This window comes from Vibrio sp. Y42_MX_L11, from assembly GCF_024181785.1.
In the GTDB taxonomy this organism is placed as follows: domain Bacteria; phylum Pseudomonadota; class Gammaproteobacteria; order Enterobacterales; family Vibrionaceae; genus Vibrio; species Vibrio diabolicus.
Genome location: NZ_JAMZAP010000003.1, coordinates 196888 through 213868, shown reverse-complemented (window position 1 = coordinate 213868; position 16981 = coordinate 196888). Strand labels below are relative to the sequence as shown.

Here is a 16981-nt window from a genome sequence, read left to right as displayed (position 1 = left end):
TACGCTCATTCATACAAAAAGCCATCGAAGCTGGCAGTTGGCAAATGTCCTTTAGAAGAAAAGAAAAACTTAATCTTAGAAACCTTATTGTAATCCTGTGTGTTTTCAGTGTGCTTGTCACTTTGATCAATGCGTTTTATTCGATCTATCGAGTGCAACGAGATCTCATCATCAATAACACGTTAGAGTCCAACCGCGTTTATGCGCAAAAAATGTCAGAAATGACGGACTCTTTCATAGAAAGCTCAATGTCGCAGCTAAAATACAGTGCGAACTTGCTAAAAGATAAGATGCACGATGCTCAGTTTCTGGACGAAGAGGCGGAGAGGCTGAGAAAGCAAACCAAATCATTCAACTCTGTGGTTGTCGTTAATGCGAAAGGCGTCATTATTTCTGTATCACCAGAGACACTTCAGGTTAAAGGTGTAAAGCTCGTTGGTGAAAGAAAACGTCAATCTTTAAATGCTCAAGCGCCCGTTGTCACTGAGCCATTCATCTCACCCGCAGGAAATTATCTGTTAACGATCTCATACCCTATATTTTCTCAGTCCAATGAATATTTAGGCTATATCGGCGGTACTATCTATTTAGAGAAGGACAATATTCTTGCGGAATTACTTAGCCAGCATGCTTACAAAGATGGCTCTTTCCTTTACGTTGTGGACGAAAGCAATACGCTGATCTACCACCCAGATAAATCGCGGGTTGGTGAAGTGATCAACGATAATATGGCAATTAACGCCGTGACAATGGGTCAGCGTGGTAACAAAGAAATTGTGAACTCTCGCGGTGTTGAAATGCTAGCAGGGTATGCACCAGTTGAATCATCAGGGTGGGGAATTGTCGCTCAGCGCCCGAAATCAATGACGTTAATGGTGCTAGATGAGCAGATGTGGAGTGTATTTTTCAAATCGATTCCAATTGGTTTATTAACTCTGCTGTTGATCTGGTTCTTCTCTCTACTTATTTCAAGACCATTATGGCAATTGGCTGGCGCTGTTCGAGGAGTAGAAGAGCACTCCTCATCCATCGATGATTTGAAGCTGGTTAAGTCTTGGTATTTTGAGGCTTCACATTTGAAGCTCAGTTTTCTCAAGGCGTTTGGTATCGTTTCAAAAACCATTGATAAGCTGCAACTGGATACGCTAACAGACGCGATGACTGGGTTGTTAAATCGACGCGGCTTAGACAAAGTTCTAGGCTTGTTTAAGCAAGAAAACACCGCTTTTTCTATTTTAGCTTTGGATATTGATCACTTTAAGAGCGTCAATGATAACTATGGTCATGATGTGGGTGACAATCTACTCAAAGAATTCGCTCAGTTGATGAAAGAGCAAGCCCGAGCGAATGATCATCTTTGCCGTTCCGGTGGGGAAGAGTTCATGATGTTCCTTGAAGCGACGGATGTTCATCACGCGGTTGATGTCGCAGAGCGGATTAGGCATAACGTAGAAAAACACGATTTCCTGGTCGTTGGTAAGGTAACGGTATCACTTGGAGTTTCTCACTGGAAAGGCAACGATATGCCAATTGAAGCGGTAATGAAAGACGCGGACAACGCTCTGTATAAAGCAAAGCGCAACGGAAGAAACAGAACCGAGTTAGGTGAAGACGCACAATAGGTATAGTGCTATGCACTGAACGTAAAACGCGCCAGTTACCAAGCTTTTGTTTTACTCGTTGGCGTAGCCGCTACCAATTGCTCTAAATGGCAAGTCGAGTTCTAACTCTGGAATTTGCTTGCCCACCCAAGCCGGGAATGTATTGCTATTTGGTCCTGGAAACAACGTGTATTCTTCAGCCCAAGGGTATTGGTTGATAACGCTTTGTATTTTTGGGATAAGTTTATCGGCTTTTTCACCTTGTATTGAGAGTATTTTTTCTGGCTTCGCACCGTACCAGTAGCGATCTGGTGTGCCCGTTTGGTATTGATACAGAGCGGGTTGTCCACGATTCACGCGCCACCCGACCACTTCATACACGGTATATTCGTTCGCATTTTCAGGCTTTATCGCAAACCAAGTGTGCACCGCAAACCAGCCTCGCCAACCAAATGCATCTGCGGCATAAAACTCAATTACGGCATGTTTCACATTGGAAGGGTCAGGCGCGATACCGGCAGGTTCTCTGCTTGCGGTACGCCAATCTCCTTGAGTGCATCCACCCATCAAAGCTGCGATTGATATCAAGCCAACTTTTAATAGATGAGTAAAACTGAGAGAGTTTTTCATTGATCGCTCCTAGACCAACCGATGTTGGAAATGCTTTATTGATTTTAGCTATAAAATAGGTGCAAGCCTTATTGTTAAATCTTCCCTTCGTTAAAAAGAAGGGAAGGCTAGCGCCACAATATCGGATCATACGTAATAATGAGGTAAGCAGATTTGTAACATGTGGCATAGACAATATTGTCTCTCTCTATTAACTTGCTTAGTTGCGTATGAAAAAGTAAGAGCTTGTACGTATATTGCTTACACTATTTAGTAATTTAAAATTAAATAAAAACAATTGCTTGGGTGTTATTGGGGGCGATTAAATAGGCTGGTTTATCCTCAACTGCATTGTGATTCCCCCATTTTTAGCGGAATTTCATCGTACATCCTTTTACTGTATTTAGAGACTTGCGTACACCTGTGGCACAATGGGCGATTATTGAGAGTGCTGTTTGGTAATGCAAATGGCAGAAAAATAACTAGAAATTGAATAACCAATGTTTAAATCAAAAAGTATACTTGCATTATGCACCTTCGCATTTGGCTGTTTTGCCAATCAAGATAGTGAACCAACGTCCGTTGTACTTAACTATGGTGACTCTTCACTCAGCGCTGATATTCAAGCAAATCGAAAATTTCATGTGGTCCAAGATAATGAAAGTGAACATGTGGAGTTTTCTGGAGGAGTCACGAAGGAATATTCCGATTACATTGTGAATATACATATCATCAGAAAAAGCAAAATACGCAGATCAAGTCGAGAGCTAAATACCACCGTATTGATGAACAGCGATCAGCTTGAAAAGCCTTTAGTGGTTGGTATTGAAAATGATGAATTCACCAGTATTACTTTGCGTTAATACTTGGTATTTATCGAATAGGAATGGTTGAACCGATGCTCTCAATACGTCGCTATCGCACAGAGGATGCTCCAATATTGTGGACACTTTTTTACCACACTGTACGAGTCATTAATCGTCGCGATTATACCGAATCACAAGTTTCAGCTTGGGCCCCATCAGATTTTGATCTCAATTCATGGCAACGCACAATGGATGCTATTCAACCCTATATCGCGGAAATAGAAGGGCAGATCGTTGGCTATTGTGATTTGCAAAGTGACGGCTTGATTGACCATTTCTTTTGTCACCATGAATATCAAGGCCAAGGTATTGGTCGTGATTTGATGTCTTTTCTATTTTCACAGGCGAAAGTAAAGGGGATAGAGCGACTGTACTCTGAAGTGAGTATCACTGCCCGGTCTTTCTACGAGAAAATGGGGTTCACAGTTAAGGTTCAGCAACGTGCTGAAGTTAGGGGAGAAACCTTAACTAACTTTATGATGGAAAAGTATATTTCATTGAAATCGTGAGCATTTAGTGAGCTTGAACACAGATATAAAATGTTTTCCAATGTGAAAACAAGTTCATTGATCTCGCACCAAAGTTTTGTTTGAAAACAGTGTGCATAATCTTCTCTGGAACAAGCCATTACTGCATTTTTCGTCTCTGAAGGCTTAGTCAGAGCCTAAAAGCTTCGGTATTGCGGTGGGTAATGGCGTTCCAAACGCCAAACGTGTCTGGCTAACCATCTCAGGAAGAGAAGTAGTACTATGCGCCCTTATCTCAAATACATTATTCCAACATTGATACCATTGCTTATTTGGTTAATGCCCCTCTCTGCATTCCCATTTGATGGCATTACTATAGTCCAGCAGAGAGTGATCGCAATCTTCTTGCTTGCTGCACTCTGTTGGGTGTTTGAACCCATTCCAATCTACGCCACTTCGGTCGTTATCATTGTGCTCGAACTATTGCTTGTTTCGAATAAAAGCATCGTACTTTTTCGCTTGCAAGAAGGGCAGCCACATTTTGGTGAGCTGTTGCAATATAACGAGATAATGGCGACTTTCGCTAGCCCGATTATTATGCTGTTTCTCGGCGGGTTCTTCTTAGCTATGGCGGCGACAAAGTACAGGCTGGATGTCAACTTAGCGCGCGTGTTGCTAAAACCATTTGGACAAAACCCAAAGTTCGTTATGTTGGGTTTGATGTTGATCACCGCTGTCTTTTCCATGTTTATGTCAAACACCGCAACAACAGCGATGATGTTGTCGATTCTAACCCCTGTGATTGCGGTATTTGGACCTAAAGATCCCGGTCGAATTGCGTTTGCCTTGTGTATTCCTGTTGCCGCCAACATTGGTGGTATTGGTACACCAATCGGCACGCCCCCGAATGCTATCGCGCTGAAATATTTGGTTGGTGATAACTTAATCACGTTTGGTGAATGGATGGTCTTTGGCGTGCCATTCGTCATTGTGATGATGGCGCTAGCGTGGTTTCTGATTGGCTTTTTGTATAAAGCCGAGCAAACCACCATTGATCTGAATATTAAGAGCAAGTTTTTGAAAACACCAAAAGCGATGATTGTCTATGTCACCTTCGCAGGTACGATTATTCTCTGGTTGATGGGGTCAGCACATGGGATGAACTCTTACACAGTGGCATTAATTCCGGTCGCGGTATTCTCATTGACGGGCATTATCAACAAGGAAGATTTGAAGAAAATTTCTTGGGACGTGCTTTGGTTGGTGTCAGGTGGTATCGCTCTGGGTCTTGCTCTGGATAAAACAGGGCTTGCGAAGCTGGTGGTACACAGTATTCCGTTTGATCAGTTCTCGCCATATGTGGTCTTGTTTGGTGCGGCGTTCTTGTGCTTGTTAATGGCAAACTTTATGTCGCATACGGCTACTGCAAACTTACTTATGCCGATTATGGCTGCGCTAGGTACCTCGATGACTTCGTTAACGCCATTGGGTGGAGAAGTGACGCTGATCTTAGTCGTGACATTTGCCGCGTCGCTCGGTATGTCGTTACCAATCAGTACGCCACCAAACGCGTTAGCTCATGCTACTGGGCATGTCGAAAGCAGCCAAATGGCTCGTATCGGTGCAGTGCTGGGCGTGATTGGTGTATTACTTAGTTTTGTTATGGTTTGGATTTTACATACCGTTGGGCATATTGGGTAACCCATGTACGAAACGAAACTAGATGCGTTAGTACAACGCTATTTTAACCATCTTGAACGCCGATTAACGGTCCTATCCGGATCGGTGCTTATTGAGCAAGCTGGCTACAACGATCGGTTGTACTACGTGCTTTCAGGAGAGTTGGCTGGCTATTATGCGGAAGATGATAAGAAGCCAATTCAGGTATTTTCTGCGTCTCAAGGTGCGTTTATTGGCGTACATAGTTTCTTTTCTGGTACATGGACGGCCTCTTCGACAGTGATTGCTCAAACTGATGTTGAACTGGCTTGGATACAGCGTGATACGCCCGCGGTGGAAGAGGCGACATACGGACCATTGACGACACAATTTATGCCCGTGATGGTGAACGAATTATCTCGGCGTCAACGGCGTGCAATGCAAGAGGCCTTAGCTAAAGAAAAAGCGTTGCAAAAGCTGCATACCGCAGAGCAAATGACAACGTTAGGGCAGCTTGCCGCGGGTATTGCTCATGAGTTGAACAATGCTATTGGTGTGGTAAGCAGTAAATCTGAGCGACTCGAGTCGGTCATCATGGAATTGCTTGAAGAAGTTCATCCGGAAGCGAGTCAGTTTTTTGATTTTGGTTTGATGCAAGGACAGAAAGTCTCTTCCAGCGAAGCGAGAAAGCGGGGGCGTCACTTCGAAAAATATTACGGCTTGCCCAAGGATCTCGCGCGTGATCTCGCACGTGCCGTTCCAAATAATTTCCTGTCGGAGCATTGGTTAAAAAGACCCGAAGAAGCGATACGTTTCTGGCAAATGGGGCGAGACCTTCATGATTTGCGTATTGCCTCTAAACATACTGTTGGCATTGTACGTTCAGTGAAACAATTGGGGCGTACGGATATCGACCTGGATGAAGCGTTTAATATTAATGACTCAATCAATCGAGCGCTGGCCCTATTGCAAAGTGACTTAAGACGTGTGAGCGTACGTTTTAGCCCAGCGGACTTGCCGGACTTTGTCGGTTCTCAAACCGAACTCGTCCAAGTTTGGGTCAATATTTTAAAGAATGCGTGTGATGCACTTGGTCAAACCGAAGATCCGGGGATCGAAATACATACTCGAGAGAGTAAGGGGAAAATTTTGGTCACGATTGCTAACAACGGACCAGAAATCGATGAAGCGACACGCAGAAAAATTTTCCGGCCAAACTTCACCACTAAAAAGGGTGGGTTGTCGTTTGGTTTAGGATTAGGGCTGTCGATTGTGAAACGCATTATCGCCGGATATAACGGCTCTATTGTGGTAAAGAGCGACAGTGAAAAAACAATTTTTAGAATCAAGTTACCAGTAGAGGGTGAACATGGAGAAGCTTAATGTAATTTGCGTTGATGACCAACGAGAGGTATTAAGCGCGGTTCTACAAGATTTAGAGCCGTTACATCAGTGGTTGAATATCGAAGACTGCGAATCCGCAGGTGAGGTTCTAGAACTGATGGATGAGCTTGATGCAGAAGGCGAGATGATCGCATTAATAATTTCCGATCATGTCATGCCAGGTAAAACAGGAGTGGAACTACTGACAGAGGTATCACAAGACAGTCGTTTTGTTCGCACACGTAAAGTGCTTCTGACGGGGCAGGCGACGCACACGGATACCATTAATGCGATTAACTCCGCAGGTGTTGATCGCTACTTTGAGAAGCCATGGCAAGCGAGCCAATTGATTGAGTGCGTTAGAAACTTGGTGACTCAATATATCTTTGATATGGGCTTAGATTACACTCAATATCACGAACACTTAGATCAGAGTGTTGTTTTTGAGCGCCTACGTTAATCAAGGCTCTCTAAGGTTGTTTTCGTCACGGCCAGTTAGTGTCTGAAATTTACTGTGAGTAGTTCAGCATGCTTAACGTGGCCGTGCGGAATAGCGTTAATTCTGGGATTATTTCGCCGAAGAACGGTTTAGCTCAATGAATAGCGACTGGCACTGGCAACAGAGAGTGGTTTAGAGAACCAATAACCTTGCAAATAATCGACGCCCATCTCGGAAAAGAAGTCACACATTTTTGCGTCTTCGATGCCTTCTATCACCACTTCAATATTATTTTCCTGACACATAGTGATAAGAAACTTCAAATACTCTTGAGAAGAGCGATTGGTCAGTGTCTTCCATGCCATCGACTTATCAATTTTGATTTGTGTCATCGGCAAGTCGAAGAAGCTATTTAATGAACTGTAACCAGAGCCAAAGTCATCGAGCGAGAGTGCAAAACCTAACTCCCTGAGCGTGCTTAGGGGAGCAATGGCCGTCTGGTTATTATCCAAAATAAACGTTTCTGTCAGTTCCAAAACAATAGACTCGGGGTCAACGCCAGCTTCATCCGCCATGGCTTTAATTCGCGTAGGGAATTCGCTGTTCATCAACTGAAGTACAGAAACGTTCACGTTAACACGAACTTGGTTTTGGTAACGTTCACGGTAGTTTTTGATGAATTCACACGCTTTGGCAAATACTTGATATCCCAGTTCGACGATCAATCCTTTGTTCTCTGCGACGGGGATGAATTCGTCAGGATAAATTTCGCCAAACTCTTTGCTACGCCAGCGAACTAGCGATTCGAAGCTCACCACTTTTGAGCTTTTGGCGTCAATAATTGGCTGAAACTTAACACTTAATGTCTGTTTTTCTAGCGCACTTTTAAGACCTTGCTCAATAAAGAAGTAGCGATCAACGGCATGCTGCGTCTTCTCACTGTAGACCGCGACGCGGTCTCTATTTTGTTCGCTCGCGTACTGACAAGTTCTTGCCGCTTTACGTAAAATTTCCTCTGCGGAGTGACTAGGGTCAATACAAGGATACAAACCAATGCTAATGTTGCTACCTAGGTATTGGCCTTCTTCAATCACCGCTTCATGGTAGGTTTGTTTTAAACTTTCAGCGTAACTCTGTAGCGCTTCTATTGAGCACTCATCGTGAATCAAAATCGCAAAGTCATCATCATGCACGCGATACACCGAGCTGTTTGGAGAGGGCAAGTGACTGAGAGTTTGTAGCAACTTCTCTACTAACCCATCGACCAGTTCACTGCCATATTGATTCAAGTAAGATTTGATGTCTTCGATCTGAATATAACAAATAGACGCGCAAGAATCGGTGGTACGTACACTGTCCTCGATATCCAGCAAGAGATGGGCGCGGTTAGCCATGCCTGACGCGTTGTCATGAAATGCAACTTGATGGATGTAACTTTCCATCAGCTTACGCTCAGAAATATCTCGATGGCTGCCAACCATGTAATGGCCATGTTCTGTTTCTTTGGTCATGGCTACGCCTTCTATCCAGACGTATTATCCATTGGGTTTACGCACTCGGTAAGTGGTTGTAACCCTCGTATTGTTGGTCGTGATGTGCGCATCGACCCTTGTGGACAGCCTTTCTCGATCAAGAGGATGAACAAGCTCTAACCATTGCTCTAAACTGATTCGGCCAGCGTTAATACCGAGCTGTTCATAGAAGCCTTTGTTGTAAAATACCATGGTACCAAACTCATCCATGTAGAAGAGGCCTTCGTTAAATACGTCGAAGATATGAATGAATCGTTCTTCAACGATTTTCAGGAACTCTCGGTCACTATCTGAGGCTTGTTGGTCAAATATGGTGGTCAAGATATTTCCTCCTCGAGCGTGTTAGCATCAGAGATGAGTGTGGGGGTTTGATAACATAGAGGTGATCTGTTGGCGTACATTACAATCACAAAAGTATCAGTTCAAATTGTTTGGCTATCATTTTATGCGCTACTAGGTTAATAACATACTAAGATTAGGCGGCTAATCATCGACATTTATAAAAAATAGTCAACAGTAAAAATCATTTATAAAATACAGTTATTGATGCTGTCCGCAATCTATAAATATTTATGAATAATTATCCTCAAGTTATTTTAAGACGTGTCGGTTAGAGGTTCTGCTCTTGAGTGTCATATCTGTATATTTGCTAGGCTAAAGACCATAATAACAAAAAGGGCTTAGTGATCGCGATGGGTTATTAATTGACAGGATGCTCATTAATAGTAATCAATTCTAATTTATTATCACGCCAATTAATCAAATCTCTTATAATACTGCCGTTAATATCGAGTAAGCTTTCTTTTTATGCAGTACGATCCAAAAAATTCAATCAAAATTGCGCTCGCTGATGTCGGCGTTGGTATGTTTGTTACCGCGATAGAGCACAACAAGCGCGTAAATTTAGCCAATGCAGGGCGGATATCTAGCCCAGAGGGCATTAAGAAGCTTACCGCGAGCGGCGTGAAGTATGTTTGGGTAGATCAAACATTATCTTCTCAGAAGTGTGTCTTTAAGCCTGTGGATGAATCCATTGTTGCCGTAGAAGAGGAGCGAGAGCCCAAGTCCTCTGACTTTTCGAAGGTTCAACGCGCTTATCGCTCGAGAGATGTTCAACATAAACGAGCCAAAAAGCTAATTGCGGAAGCAAAAGATCTGGCGCAGAAACTATTGAATCAAACTTTTGAAGGCAAAATCATTGAAGTTGATGAGGTAGAAGCTTGGGCAGATGATGTCATTGAAAGCGTTTTTATCGACTCAGATGCTTTGCAATGTGTTTCTGCACTCCGAAAAAAAGACTCCTACTTGTTGGAACACTCCGTCAATGTGGCTTGCCTTTTAGTATCATTTGGTAAGTACTTGGGGTTAGATAAGCAGACATTAAAGCAGCTCGCTATTGGTGGCATCATTCATGATGTAGGTAAAATTAAAGTTGATGACAAGATTTTGCATAAACCAGCAAAGCTAACACCTGAAGAGTTTGAACACATGAAGCTACATCAAGTGTTCGCTGGTGAGATTATTCTCCATGTAAAGGGCCTTAGTGATGTGAGTCGCGATGTCTGTTTGATGCATCATGAGAAGTTAGATGGCAATGGCTACCCTAGGGGCTTGAAGGGCGATGAGATTCCGATTCACGGCCGCATGAGTTGTATTGTTGATATTTACGATGCATTGACGGCCGATCGCTGCTACAAAAAAGGCATGAGCTCAGCGGAAGCGTTTAAAATCTTGTTGAGTTTAACGCCATTTCATTTAGATGCAGACCTAGTCTACAAGTTCATTAATTGCGTTGGGATGTACCCAGTGGGCTCTATTGTTGAGTTGAGTGATGGGCGTGTTGGTATTGTTTGGTCCTCAAATGACTCTCAAGCTTTAAAGCCAGAAGTGAAGTGTTTTTACTCACGCAAATATCAGCGTTATATCGATGTGGCGATGGTCGATTTGAAAAATAGCCTACACAAAATAGAAAGAGCAGTCGCTCCGTCATCGTTAGAAATCGATCCCAAGCCTTTTTATGATTAAGAAAAATAAACATGCTTTACAACCTTGCATGCAGAGCGTATTTTGATTGCATAACTATCTATTAATGGTTTCTAAATTATGTAGGGACTAGGTGGTTATTAAAGAATCGAGTTTCATGGATGGAAACTGAGCTAGGAATATCTCAATAAAGATTGAGATATAACCCTCTACTTTTTGCGGGAAGGGATGCCAATGCAAATTGATACATGGATTTTTTACACTCTGGCCGTTTTGGTGCTTACTGCATCGCCTGGGCCAAGCTCATTGCTGTGTTTAAGTAAAGGTGTGAGTAGTGGGTTTCGTATTGCCCTCATGACTGCGCTAGGCAGTTTATCAGCGATCACTATTATATTAACGCTTTCTTTTACCGGGTTAGGGGTTGTGATTGCCTCATCTGAGCTGGTCTTCAATATCATCAAATGGTGTGGTGCCGCTTATTTAATCTGGTTAGGCATTCAAGCGCTGCGCTCTTCTCAAACGGATTTTGACAAAACGGCAGCCGTCCAAAGCTCCTCGAATGCGCTCAGCGCGTTCACCAGTGGTTTTATTGTTGGCGCTAGTAACCCGAAAGCGATTGTCTTTTTTACCGCTTTGTTTCCTCAGTTCATTGATCCCTCTGCGCCTTTGTTGGCTCAATACGCGATTTTTGCATCTACATTTGTGGTGTTTGAGCTAAGTTGGCTAACATTTTATGCATTATTAGGTGTAAAAGCTTCAGACTGGCTGTTTGTCGCTGGAAGAGCCAAGTTGTTCAATCGCCTGACTGGCGGAGTATTTATTAGCGCGGGCGTCATGTTGTCGACGGCAAACCGATGAGAAAGCGCGTGTTCGGTGCATGGTTGGGTTATTTCAATAGCGTAAGTTGCAATAACCTAATTTAGCGTTAGCTTATTTCCATTATGGAAATAGACGTTTTGTTTATTTTCATTAGTGGCAACAGGTAAGCCGGAGTAAAATCACGTTACTCTTTAGGGGTAGAATCCATGTTTTATCTTGTGGGTTTGTGGTTACTTTTTCAGGGACATCTCAGATGAAAAGCCTTTCTGAACTACAACAACGTTTTCTAGACATTGCGACTGATGTTCGTCTTTCTCCAAAACAAAAGTCGAACTTTTTGGCCTTGGAGGCGGAAGCATGTATTCCTTACATGTCGATTTCCCCATCGCTAAGACAAGCAATGGATGAAGGAATCATCTGTGATATGTTTGAAGGCCATGCACCTTTCAAACCACGCTATGTGCTGCCTGATTACGCTAAGTTCCTATCGCAAGGCTCTGAGTATCTAGAGTTGCTTCCAGCTGCCGATTTCGATGATGCGCTGAATATGCTCACCATCATTTACCATCATGTTCCATCGGTAACGAATATTCCGGTGTATTTAGGTCAGTTGGATGATGTCTTGCTGCCTTACATAGGCGACCTAACAGAGAATCAAATTTACAAAAAGTTAAAACATTTTTGGATCATGTTGGATCGCACATTGCCAGATGCGTTTATGCACGTGAATGTCGGACCGACAGACAACATTATTTGTCGCACTATTTTAAAAGTGGACGCCGAGCTCAAGCAGATTGCGCCAAATCTTACGTTCATGTACGACGAGTCGGTCACGCCTGATGATTTACTTCGTCAAGCGACGCAGAATATTTGCGAGTGTAGTAAGCCTCATATTGCCAATTACCCTGTGCACTCGAAAGCCTACAGCGGTTCACGTTTTGGTATTGTAAGTTGCTACAATTCACTGCCACTGGCTGGTGGTTCAAACACGCTGGTGCGAATGAACCTAAAAGGAGTCGCAGAACGAGCATCGGATTGTAACGACTTCTTAAACAGTGTTTTACCTCTATACCATCAATTAATGGTTGAGTTGATGGACGCTAGAAGTACGCACTTGCATGAAAAGTCCAATTTCTTTCAAGGATTTTTGACGCAAGAAGGGTTGCTTGAAGAGTCCCGTTTCGCACCAATGTATGGCATTTATGGTATGGCAGAAGCGGTGAATCTTCTGTTCGAAAAAGAAGGCCAAACGGGGCAGTACGGAAAAGATGAACGTGCGAATGCCTTTGCTCATGATGTTTCAGCCACACTGGCGAAACTAGTGGAGTCAACCCCAGTGAAATATGGTTTGGATGGTAAAGCGCTCTTACATGCTCAAGGTGGTATTAGCTTAGATCTTGGCGTTACGCCAGGTGTGCGTCTTCCTTATGGCACGGAGCCAGACCCTGTCACTTATGTACAAGCAACAGCTGAGCATCACCAGTATTATCGTGCAGGTATCAGCGATATTTTGACGATTGATGAAACGGTGAAATCAAACCCAGAAGCGATGTTCAATTTGTGCAAAGGGGCGTTAAATGCTGGTTATCGTGAGTTTACCGCGAATGTGGCCTCAAATGATTTGATTCGCGTTACGGGATACATGGTCAAACTTTCTGATATCGCAAAATATGATGCAGAAGGTTCGAGAACCAATACGACGTTTCTGGGAGCAGAGGCGGCAAGAAATACTGGGATTTTAGAACGCTCACCACGTGTGGTGAGTCATGAAATGACACCGACCTACACGCAGGCGTAAAGGTCGGTTTAGGAAAGAACAAGATGTCTAGACGAAGTGGAAGCCTTTTGGCAAAAGTCACTCGTATCCTTCCTTTCTCTTGTGTTGATGGGCCAGGAAACCGTCTAGTCATCTTTCTACAGGGTTGTAACTATCAGTGTTTGAACTGTCATAACCCTCATACAATAAACCATTGTAATCACTGTGGTGATTGTGTGAGTGAGTGCCCGGCAGACGCACTGAAGTTCGACGAAAACAACAACGTTGTTTGGCTTAAAGAGGAGTGCACCCACTGCGATCATTGTATAGAGATATGTCAGAACCAATCTAATCCAAAAATTACTGACTACTCTGTGGTAACAATGCTCGATTTGATACGCAAGCATCGCTTTTTTATCAGTGGTGTTACAGTATCCGGTGGGGAATCTACCTTACAACTTCCTTTCATTATTGAGCTGTTTAAAGGGATGAAGCAAGATCCTGAGTTACAGCACCTTTCTTGTTTCATCGACAGCAATGGCTCTTTATCAGTGACAGGTTGGCAGCGTGTGCTTCCTTTTATGGATGGTGCGATGATCGATTTGAAATCGTGGCAGACAGAGACGCATCAGTGGCTAACTGGGCGTGATAATCATCGTGTATTCAAAACGCTTCAGTACCTCGCAAAGCATGAAAAATTGTATGAAGTTCGGTTACTGCATATTCCAGGGAAAAGTGATTTAGATATAGAAATCGTAGCGATTGGGCGCTATTTGAGTACTTTGCCTGAATCGGTGCTTATCCGTTTAAATGCATTTCAACATCACGGAGTCATGGGGGAGGCGCTAACTTGGGATGTCTGCTCGCGCCATGATATCGAACGCTTAAAATCAGAACTTTTACGTTACGTGAGTAACCCCATCGCAGTGCCGACTATACTCACGTAATGCAGTTTTGATTCGTTATCTTACTCACGCATCGCACGCGTCTAGCATGGCACAGGCATCGAGCAATTGTTTTTGTAGCCATTTTAAAGCCGGATCGTTCAAGCTCGCTTTGTTCCAAGCGAGGCTGTAGGCTACCTGTCCATAATCGAATGGAAGGGGTTGTTCAACCAAGCCTTTTGCTTGCATGGCCGCCCTTGCCCAAAGCTTGGAACAGGTGAACAAGTAATCTGAGTGCTGACACATCACCGCAGCTGAGCCAAAATCCGCTACACGCATAGCCATATTTCGCTTCGAGTGCCTTTGTGTGAGGTTCTGCTCGAAATAAGGTTGTGAGAGATCTTTATCATGAATCCCAATGTGTCTTGCACAGGGGTAGCTTTCAACAGACAAAGGCTGTTTAGAGAGTGGATTTGATGGTCCCATTAAACAAACCATTTCGTCTTTCAGAATGGTTTGCCATACCAAGTCTTTGTTTTGCGTGGGCGGCTGACTAAGATCGTGTGGAAGCAGCAAAAAGTCCACTTGGCCTCTTACCAACGCATCAAAACTCATTTCCTCTTTTGCATGCACATTCAAATGTGCGTGATTACCGAGTTGCTGAGATAAATGCTGTAGAACTGGCGCAAAAAGCTCAAACGAACTTTCACGCATAGCTAATGAGAAACTGCCCTGATAGTAAGCTGGATTAAATGAGCCCTGATGTAATAATCCATTCATGCTAGAGAGTATGCCATGGATCGAGGGGCCAATGTGCAGCGCAAATGCCGTTGGTACCAAGCGAGTACCATCGCGATAGAAAAGGTCATCTTTCAGCGTTTCACGTAATTGCCCAAGTGTTTTACTGACGCTCGAAGGTGTTACACACAGGCGCTCTGCGGCAAGCGTAACACTGTGAGTGGTTAACAACATATGCAATACAGTGAGGTGTTTTAGGCTAATGCGTGAAAGAGCAATGTAGTCCATAAATAGCATGGTTTCTTATGATTTTTGGCAGTATATCAGGATGAAACAAATTTTTACTATTGTTTATCTCGTAAATGAGCATCTTTCGCTTTGAGCTCAATGTATTTAACGTGTTGCGTAAAAATAATTTGAGCTTTGTAAGATTAAAGAACTCTCTTGGATTTGTTAGGTCTTTGGCGTTTTTCTTTCTTCAATTTTAGAATTTCTATTTTATTTATCTTTCTAGTGCGAGGGCTGAATAGTTTGTGTACGAATGAAAAGCCGTCATTACCTATTAAAAATAGCCATTGTGTTGTTGATTGTTTGGTGATTTACTCAAGATCCTTAAGTAACAGAGGTATAAATAATTAATGGACGACCCCTTTAGTCGACAGAACCCTTCACCGTATGTCTTCCCATCACTGGAGGCGTACTCATGTTAGAACTTTTCATGCAACCAGAGGCTTGGGCGATTTTTGCCACTTTGTTTGCGCTTGAAGTTGTCTTAGGCGTTGATAACGTCGTTTTTATCTCCGTCCTATGTGAAAGATTGCCACTGCATCAACGTAAACTGGCAAGAAACCTTGGTATCGGCCTTGCTGTTATTGCTCGTATTGCATTGGTTTTTTCTATCTCTTGGATTATGCAGTTGACTCAACCACTGTTTTCCGTCGTAAACCAAGCGTTTACCGGAAGAGACGTGATCATGATCGCGGGTGGTGCATTCCTATTGGCAAAAAGCCTGAAAGAGTTGTGGAGCTGGTTAAATCACAATGAATCTGGCCACTCGACTCATGCTCGTACTGGATTAGCGGTAGTGCTGCTGCAGATTGTTGCTGTGGATGCGGTATTCTCAATGGACTCGGTGATAACCGCCGTCGGTTTGACAAGTGATGTCCCGCTTATGGTCGCGGCGATTGTCTCGTCTGCAATCGTGATGGTAATGACTGCTGAAAAAATCAATAATCTGGTGACGCGCTATCCCGGCTTTAAAACGTTGGCATTGCTGTTCCTGGTTTTATTGGGTGGCTTATTGATGGCAGAAGGCTTCGCAATTCATATCAATAAAGGTTATGTGTACTTTGCGATGGCATTTGGTTTGATTCTGGAACTTTGTCATATCCAGCTAAAAAACAAACAGCGTCCTAGCATTAAGCGTCTTCGTCCGTTGCGAATTCGAGCAACGAGATTAGAAGCTCGTCAATAACAAACGACATTGCCGCTCACATGAGCGGCATTTTTGTATCTTGTATCGTCATTTTTAATTCTCGTTTTGCTTCGTTGTCGTCTCGATAAAAAATCGCATTTGTTGTTGTGTCGCAGATTTTTTATATAGAGCGCCCAACTAACACGAGTGAACGAAAATAATGAATAAAATGATCGATGCGTTAGCAACCAATGGCTACTACATCTGGGATGATTTTCTTTCTGAACAAGAGGTGGCTCAACTGCGAGATTGCATTCCAAGCAACTGGAAAAAAGCACGTATTGGTCGTAACGATGATGTTACTCGTATTGAATCTATTCGTAGTGACAAGATTCAATGGTTATCGCCAAATATGGGGCATGCTGTTACTTCTTACTTGGATAAAATGGAAGAGATCCGCCAAGAAGTGAACCGTCACTTGTTTCTTGGACTTTTTGAGTACGAAGCTCATTTTGCCAAGTACGAGAAAGGGGACTTCTACCAAAAACATTTAGATTGCTTCAAAGGTAACGAAAACCGTCGATTGACGACCGTTTTTTATATGAACGAATCCTGGACGGAAGAAGACGCGGGTGAATTAGTAGTATACGATTTGAATGACAATAAAATTGCAACCATTCCCCCACGCTCAGGGCGTTTGTTCGTATTCTTATCAGAGCAGTTCCCACATGAGGTGTTACCAACCAATGCCGAGCGTTTTAGTATCGCTGGTTGGTTCAGAATCAATGGTGTGCGAGATAATTTACTTGATATTGCTAGGTAGCTATTTAT

General features: G+C 43.2%; 14 protein-coding genes and 1 pseudogene. 12 read left to right on the top strand and 3 right to left on the bottom strand.

Features of this window, described 5'->3' with window-relative positions; all coding sequences use genetic code 11:
• The first annotated feature begins 44 nt into the window (after nt 1-44).
• Nucleotides 45-1622 carry a sensor domain-containing diguanylate cyclase gene (locus NL643_RS04665; protein WP_047008725.1) on the top strand — a complete coding sequence of 526 codons (1578 nt, stop codon included), beginning with the start codon at nt 45-47 and terminating at the stop codon, nt 1620-1622.
• A 51-nt stretch (nt 1623-1673) separates the two neighbouring features.
• Here the strand turns inward: NL643_RS04665 and NL643_RS04660 are convergent, their stop codons facing one another.
• The gene (locus tag NL643_RS04660) at nt 1674-2231 is read right to left on the bottom strand and encodes a DUF3750 domain-containing protein (protein ID WP_012841873.1); all 558 of its coding nucleotides are present in this window, start codon (nt 2229-2231) and stop codon (nt 1674-1676) included.
• 479 nt (nt 2232-2710) lie between these two features.
• Between NL643_RS04660 and NL643_RS04655 the strand changes: the two genes are divergently transcribed.
• The 5 genes from NL643_RS04655 to NL643_RS04635 all read left to right on the top strand — a co-directional run bounded on the left by NL643_RS04655 (nt 2711) and on the right by NL643_RS04635 (nt 7045).
• On the top strand, nt 2711-3073 hold the full coding sequence (locus NL643_RS04655) for a hypothetical protein (protein ID WP_046875214.1): 363 nt from the start codon (nt 2711-2713) through the stop codon (nt 3071-3073).
• A gap of 35 nt (nt 3074-3108) precedes the next feature.
• On the top strand, nt 3109-3585 hold the full coding sequence (locus NL643_RS04650; protein ID WP_253644049.1) for a GNAT family N-acetyltransferase: 477 nt from the start codon (nt 3109-3111) through the stop codon (nt 3583-3585).
• A 240-nt stretch (nt 3586-3825) separates the two neighbouring features.
• Nucleotides 3826-5244 carry a DASS family sodium-coupled anion symporter gene (locus tag NL643_RS04645; RefSeq protein WP_005394158.1) on the top strand — a complete coding sequence of 473 codons (1419 nt, stop codon included), beginning with the start codon at nt 3826-3828 and terminating at the stop codon, nt 5242-5244.
• 3 nt (nt 5245-5247) lie between these two features.
• Nucleotides 5248-6585 carry a sensor histidine kinase gene (locus NL643_RS04640; protein WP_053807362.1) on the top strand — a complete coding sequence of 446 codons (1338 nt, stop codon included), beginning with the start codon at nt 5248-5250 and terminating at the stop codon, nt 6583-6585.
• Nucleotides 6572-7045, top strand: coding sequence for a response regulator (locus tag NL643_RS04635; protein ID WP_253643985.1), 474 nt, complete (start codon nt 6572-6574; stop codon nt 7043-7045). Before NL643_RS04640 ends, NL643_RS04635 begins: the two co-directional genes overlap by 14 nt.
• Nucleotides 7046-7173: 128 nt before the next feature.
• Here NL643_RS04635 and NL643_RS04630 read toward each other — a convergent pair.
• A pseudogene (locus NL643_RS04630) lies at nt 7174-8877 on the bottom strand (putative bifunctional diguanylate cyclase/phosphodiesterase).
• A 486-nt stretch (nt 8878-9363) separates the two neighbouring features.
• Here NL643_RS04630 and NL643_RS04625 point away from each other — a divergent pair.
• The 4 genes from NL643_RS04625 to NL643_RS04610 all read left to right on the top strand — a co-directional run bounded on the left by NL643_RS04625 (nt 9364) and on the right by NL643_RS04610 (nt 14061).
• Nucleotides 9364-10581, top strand: coding sequence for an HD-GYP domain-containing protein (locus tag NL643_RS04625; RefSeq protein ID WP_005394162.1), 1218 nt, complete (start codon nt 9364-9366; stop codon nt 10579-10581).
• 192 nt (nt 10582-10773) lie between these two features.
• Complete coding sequence (locus NL643_RS04620; RefSeq protein ID WP_053807364.1) at nt 10774-11397, top strand: LysE family translocator; 624 nt, start codon at nt 10774-10776, stop codon at nt 11395-11397.
• A gap of 214 nt (nt 11398-11611) precedes the next feature.
• Nucleotides 11612-13156, top strand: coding sequence for a YjjI family glycine radical enzyme (locus tag NL643_RS04615; RefSeq protein WP_253643984.1), 1545 nt, complete (start codon nt 11612-11614; stop codon nt 13154-13156).
• Nucleotides 13157-13179: 23 nt separating this feature from the next.
• Nucleotides 13180-14061 carry a YjjW family glycine radical enzyme activase gene (locus NL643_RS04610; RefSeq protein ID WP_253643983.1) on the top strand — a complete coding sequence of 294 codons (882 nt, stop codon included), beginning with the start codon at nt 13180-13182 and terminating at the stop codon, nt 14059-14061.
• A gap of 24 nt (nt 14062-14085) precedes the next feature.
• Here the strand turns inward: NL643_RS04610 and NL643_RS04605 are convergent, their stop codons facing one another.
• The gene (locus tag NL643_RS04605; RefSeq protein ID WP_253643982.1) at nt 14086-15024 is read right to left on the bottom strand and encodes a LysR family transcriptional regulator; all 939 of its coding nucleotides are present in this window, start codon (nt 15022-15024) and stop codon (nt 14086-14088) included.
• Between the two features lie 415 nt (nt 15025-15439).
• On the opposite strand from NL643_RS04605, the gene NL643_RS04600 reads away from it, so the two are divergent.
• Both NL643_RS04600 and NL643_RS04595 read left to right on the top strand, forming a co-directional pair.
• On the top strand, nt 15440-16210 hold the full coding sequence (locus NL643_RS04600; RefSeq protein ID WP_047008736.1) for a TerC family protein: 771 nt from the start codon (nt 15440-15442) through the stop codon (nt 16208-16210).
• A gap of 160 nt (nt 16211-16370) precedes the next feature.
• On the top strand, nt 16371-16973 hold the full coding sequence (locus tag NL643_RS04595; RefSeq protein ID WP_047008737.1) for a 2OG-Fe(II) oxygenase: 603 nt from the start codon (nt 16371-16373) through the stop codon (nt 16971-16973).
• The last annotated feature ends 8 nt before the right edge of the window (nt 16974-16981 follow it).

Coding starts and splice junctions, on each gene's coding strand:
- NL643_RS04665 (WP_047008725.1), top strand. CDS start 45: ATGTCCTTTAGAAGAAAAGAAAAACTTAATCTTAGAAACCTTATTGTA.
- NL643_RS04660 (WP_012841873.1), bottom strand. CDS start 2,231: ATGAAAAACTCTCTCAGTTTTACTCATCTATTAAAAGTTGGCTTGATA.
- NL643_RS04655 (WP_046875214.1), top strand. CDS start 2,711: ATGTTTAAATCAAAAAGTATACTTGCATTATGCACCTTCGCATTTGGC.
- NL643_RS04650 (WP_253644049.1), top strand. CDS start 3,109: ATGCTCTCAATACGTCGCTATCGCACAGAGGATGCTCCAATATTGTGG.
- NL643_RS04645 (WP_005394158.1), top strand. CDS start 3,826: ATGCGCCCTTATCTCAAATACATTATTCCAACATTGATACCATTGCTT.
- NL643_RS04640 (WP_053807362.1), top strand. CDS start 5,248: ATGTACGAAACGAAACTAGATGCGTTAGTACAACGCTATTTTAACCAT.
- NL643_RS04635 (WP_253643985.1), top strand. CDS start 6,572: ATGGAGAAGCTTAATGTAATTTGCGTTGATGACCAACGAGAGGTATTA.
- NL643_RS04625 (WP_005394162.1), top strand. CDS start 9,364: ATGCAGTACGATCCAAAAAATTCAATCAAAATTGCGCTCGCTGATGTC.
- NL643_RS04620 (WP_053807364.1), top strand. CDS start 10,774: ATGCAAATTGATACATGGATTTTTTACACTCTGGCCGTTTTGGTGCTT.
- NL643_RS04615 (WP_253643984.1), top strand. CDS start 11,612: ATGAAAAGCCTTTCTGAACTACAACAACGTTTTCTAGACATTGCGACT.
- NL643_RS04610 (WP_253643983.1), top strand. CDS start 13,180: ATGTCTAGACGAAGTGGAAGCCTTTTGGCAAAAGTCACTCGTATCCTT.
- NL643_RS04605 (WP_253643982.1), bottom strand. CDS start 15,024: ATGGACTACATTGCTCTTTCACGCATTAGCCTAAAACACCTCACTGTA.
- NL643_RS04600 (WP_047008736.1), top strand. CDS start 15,440: ATGTTAGAACTTTTCATGCAACCAGAGGCTTGGGCGATTTTTGCCACT.
- NL643_RS04595 (WP_047008737.1), top strand. CDS start 16,371: ATGAATAAAATGATCGATGCGTTAGCAACCAATGGCTACTACATCTGG.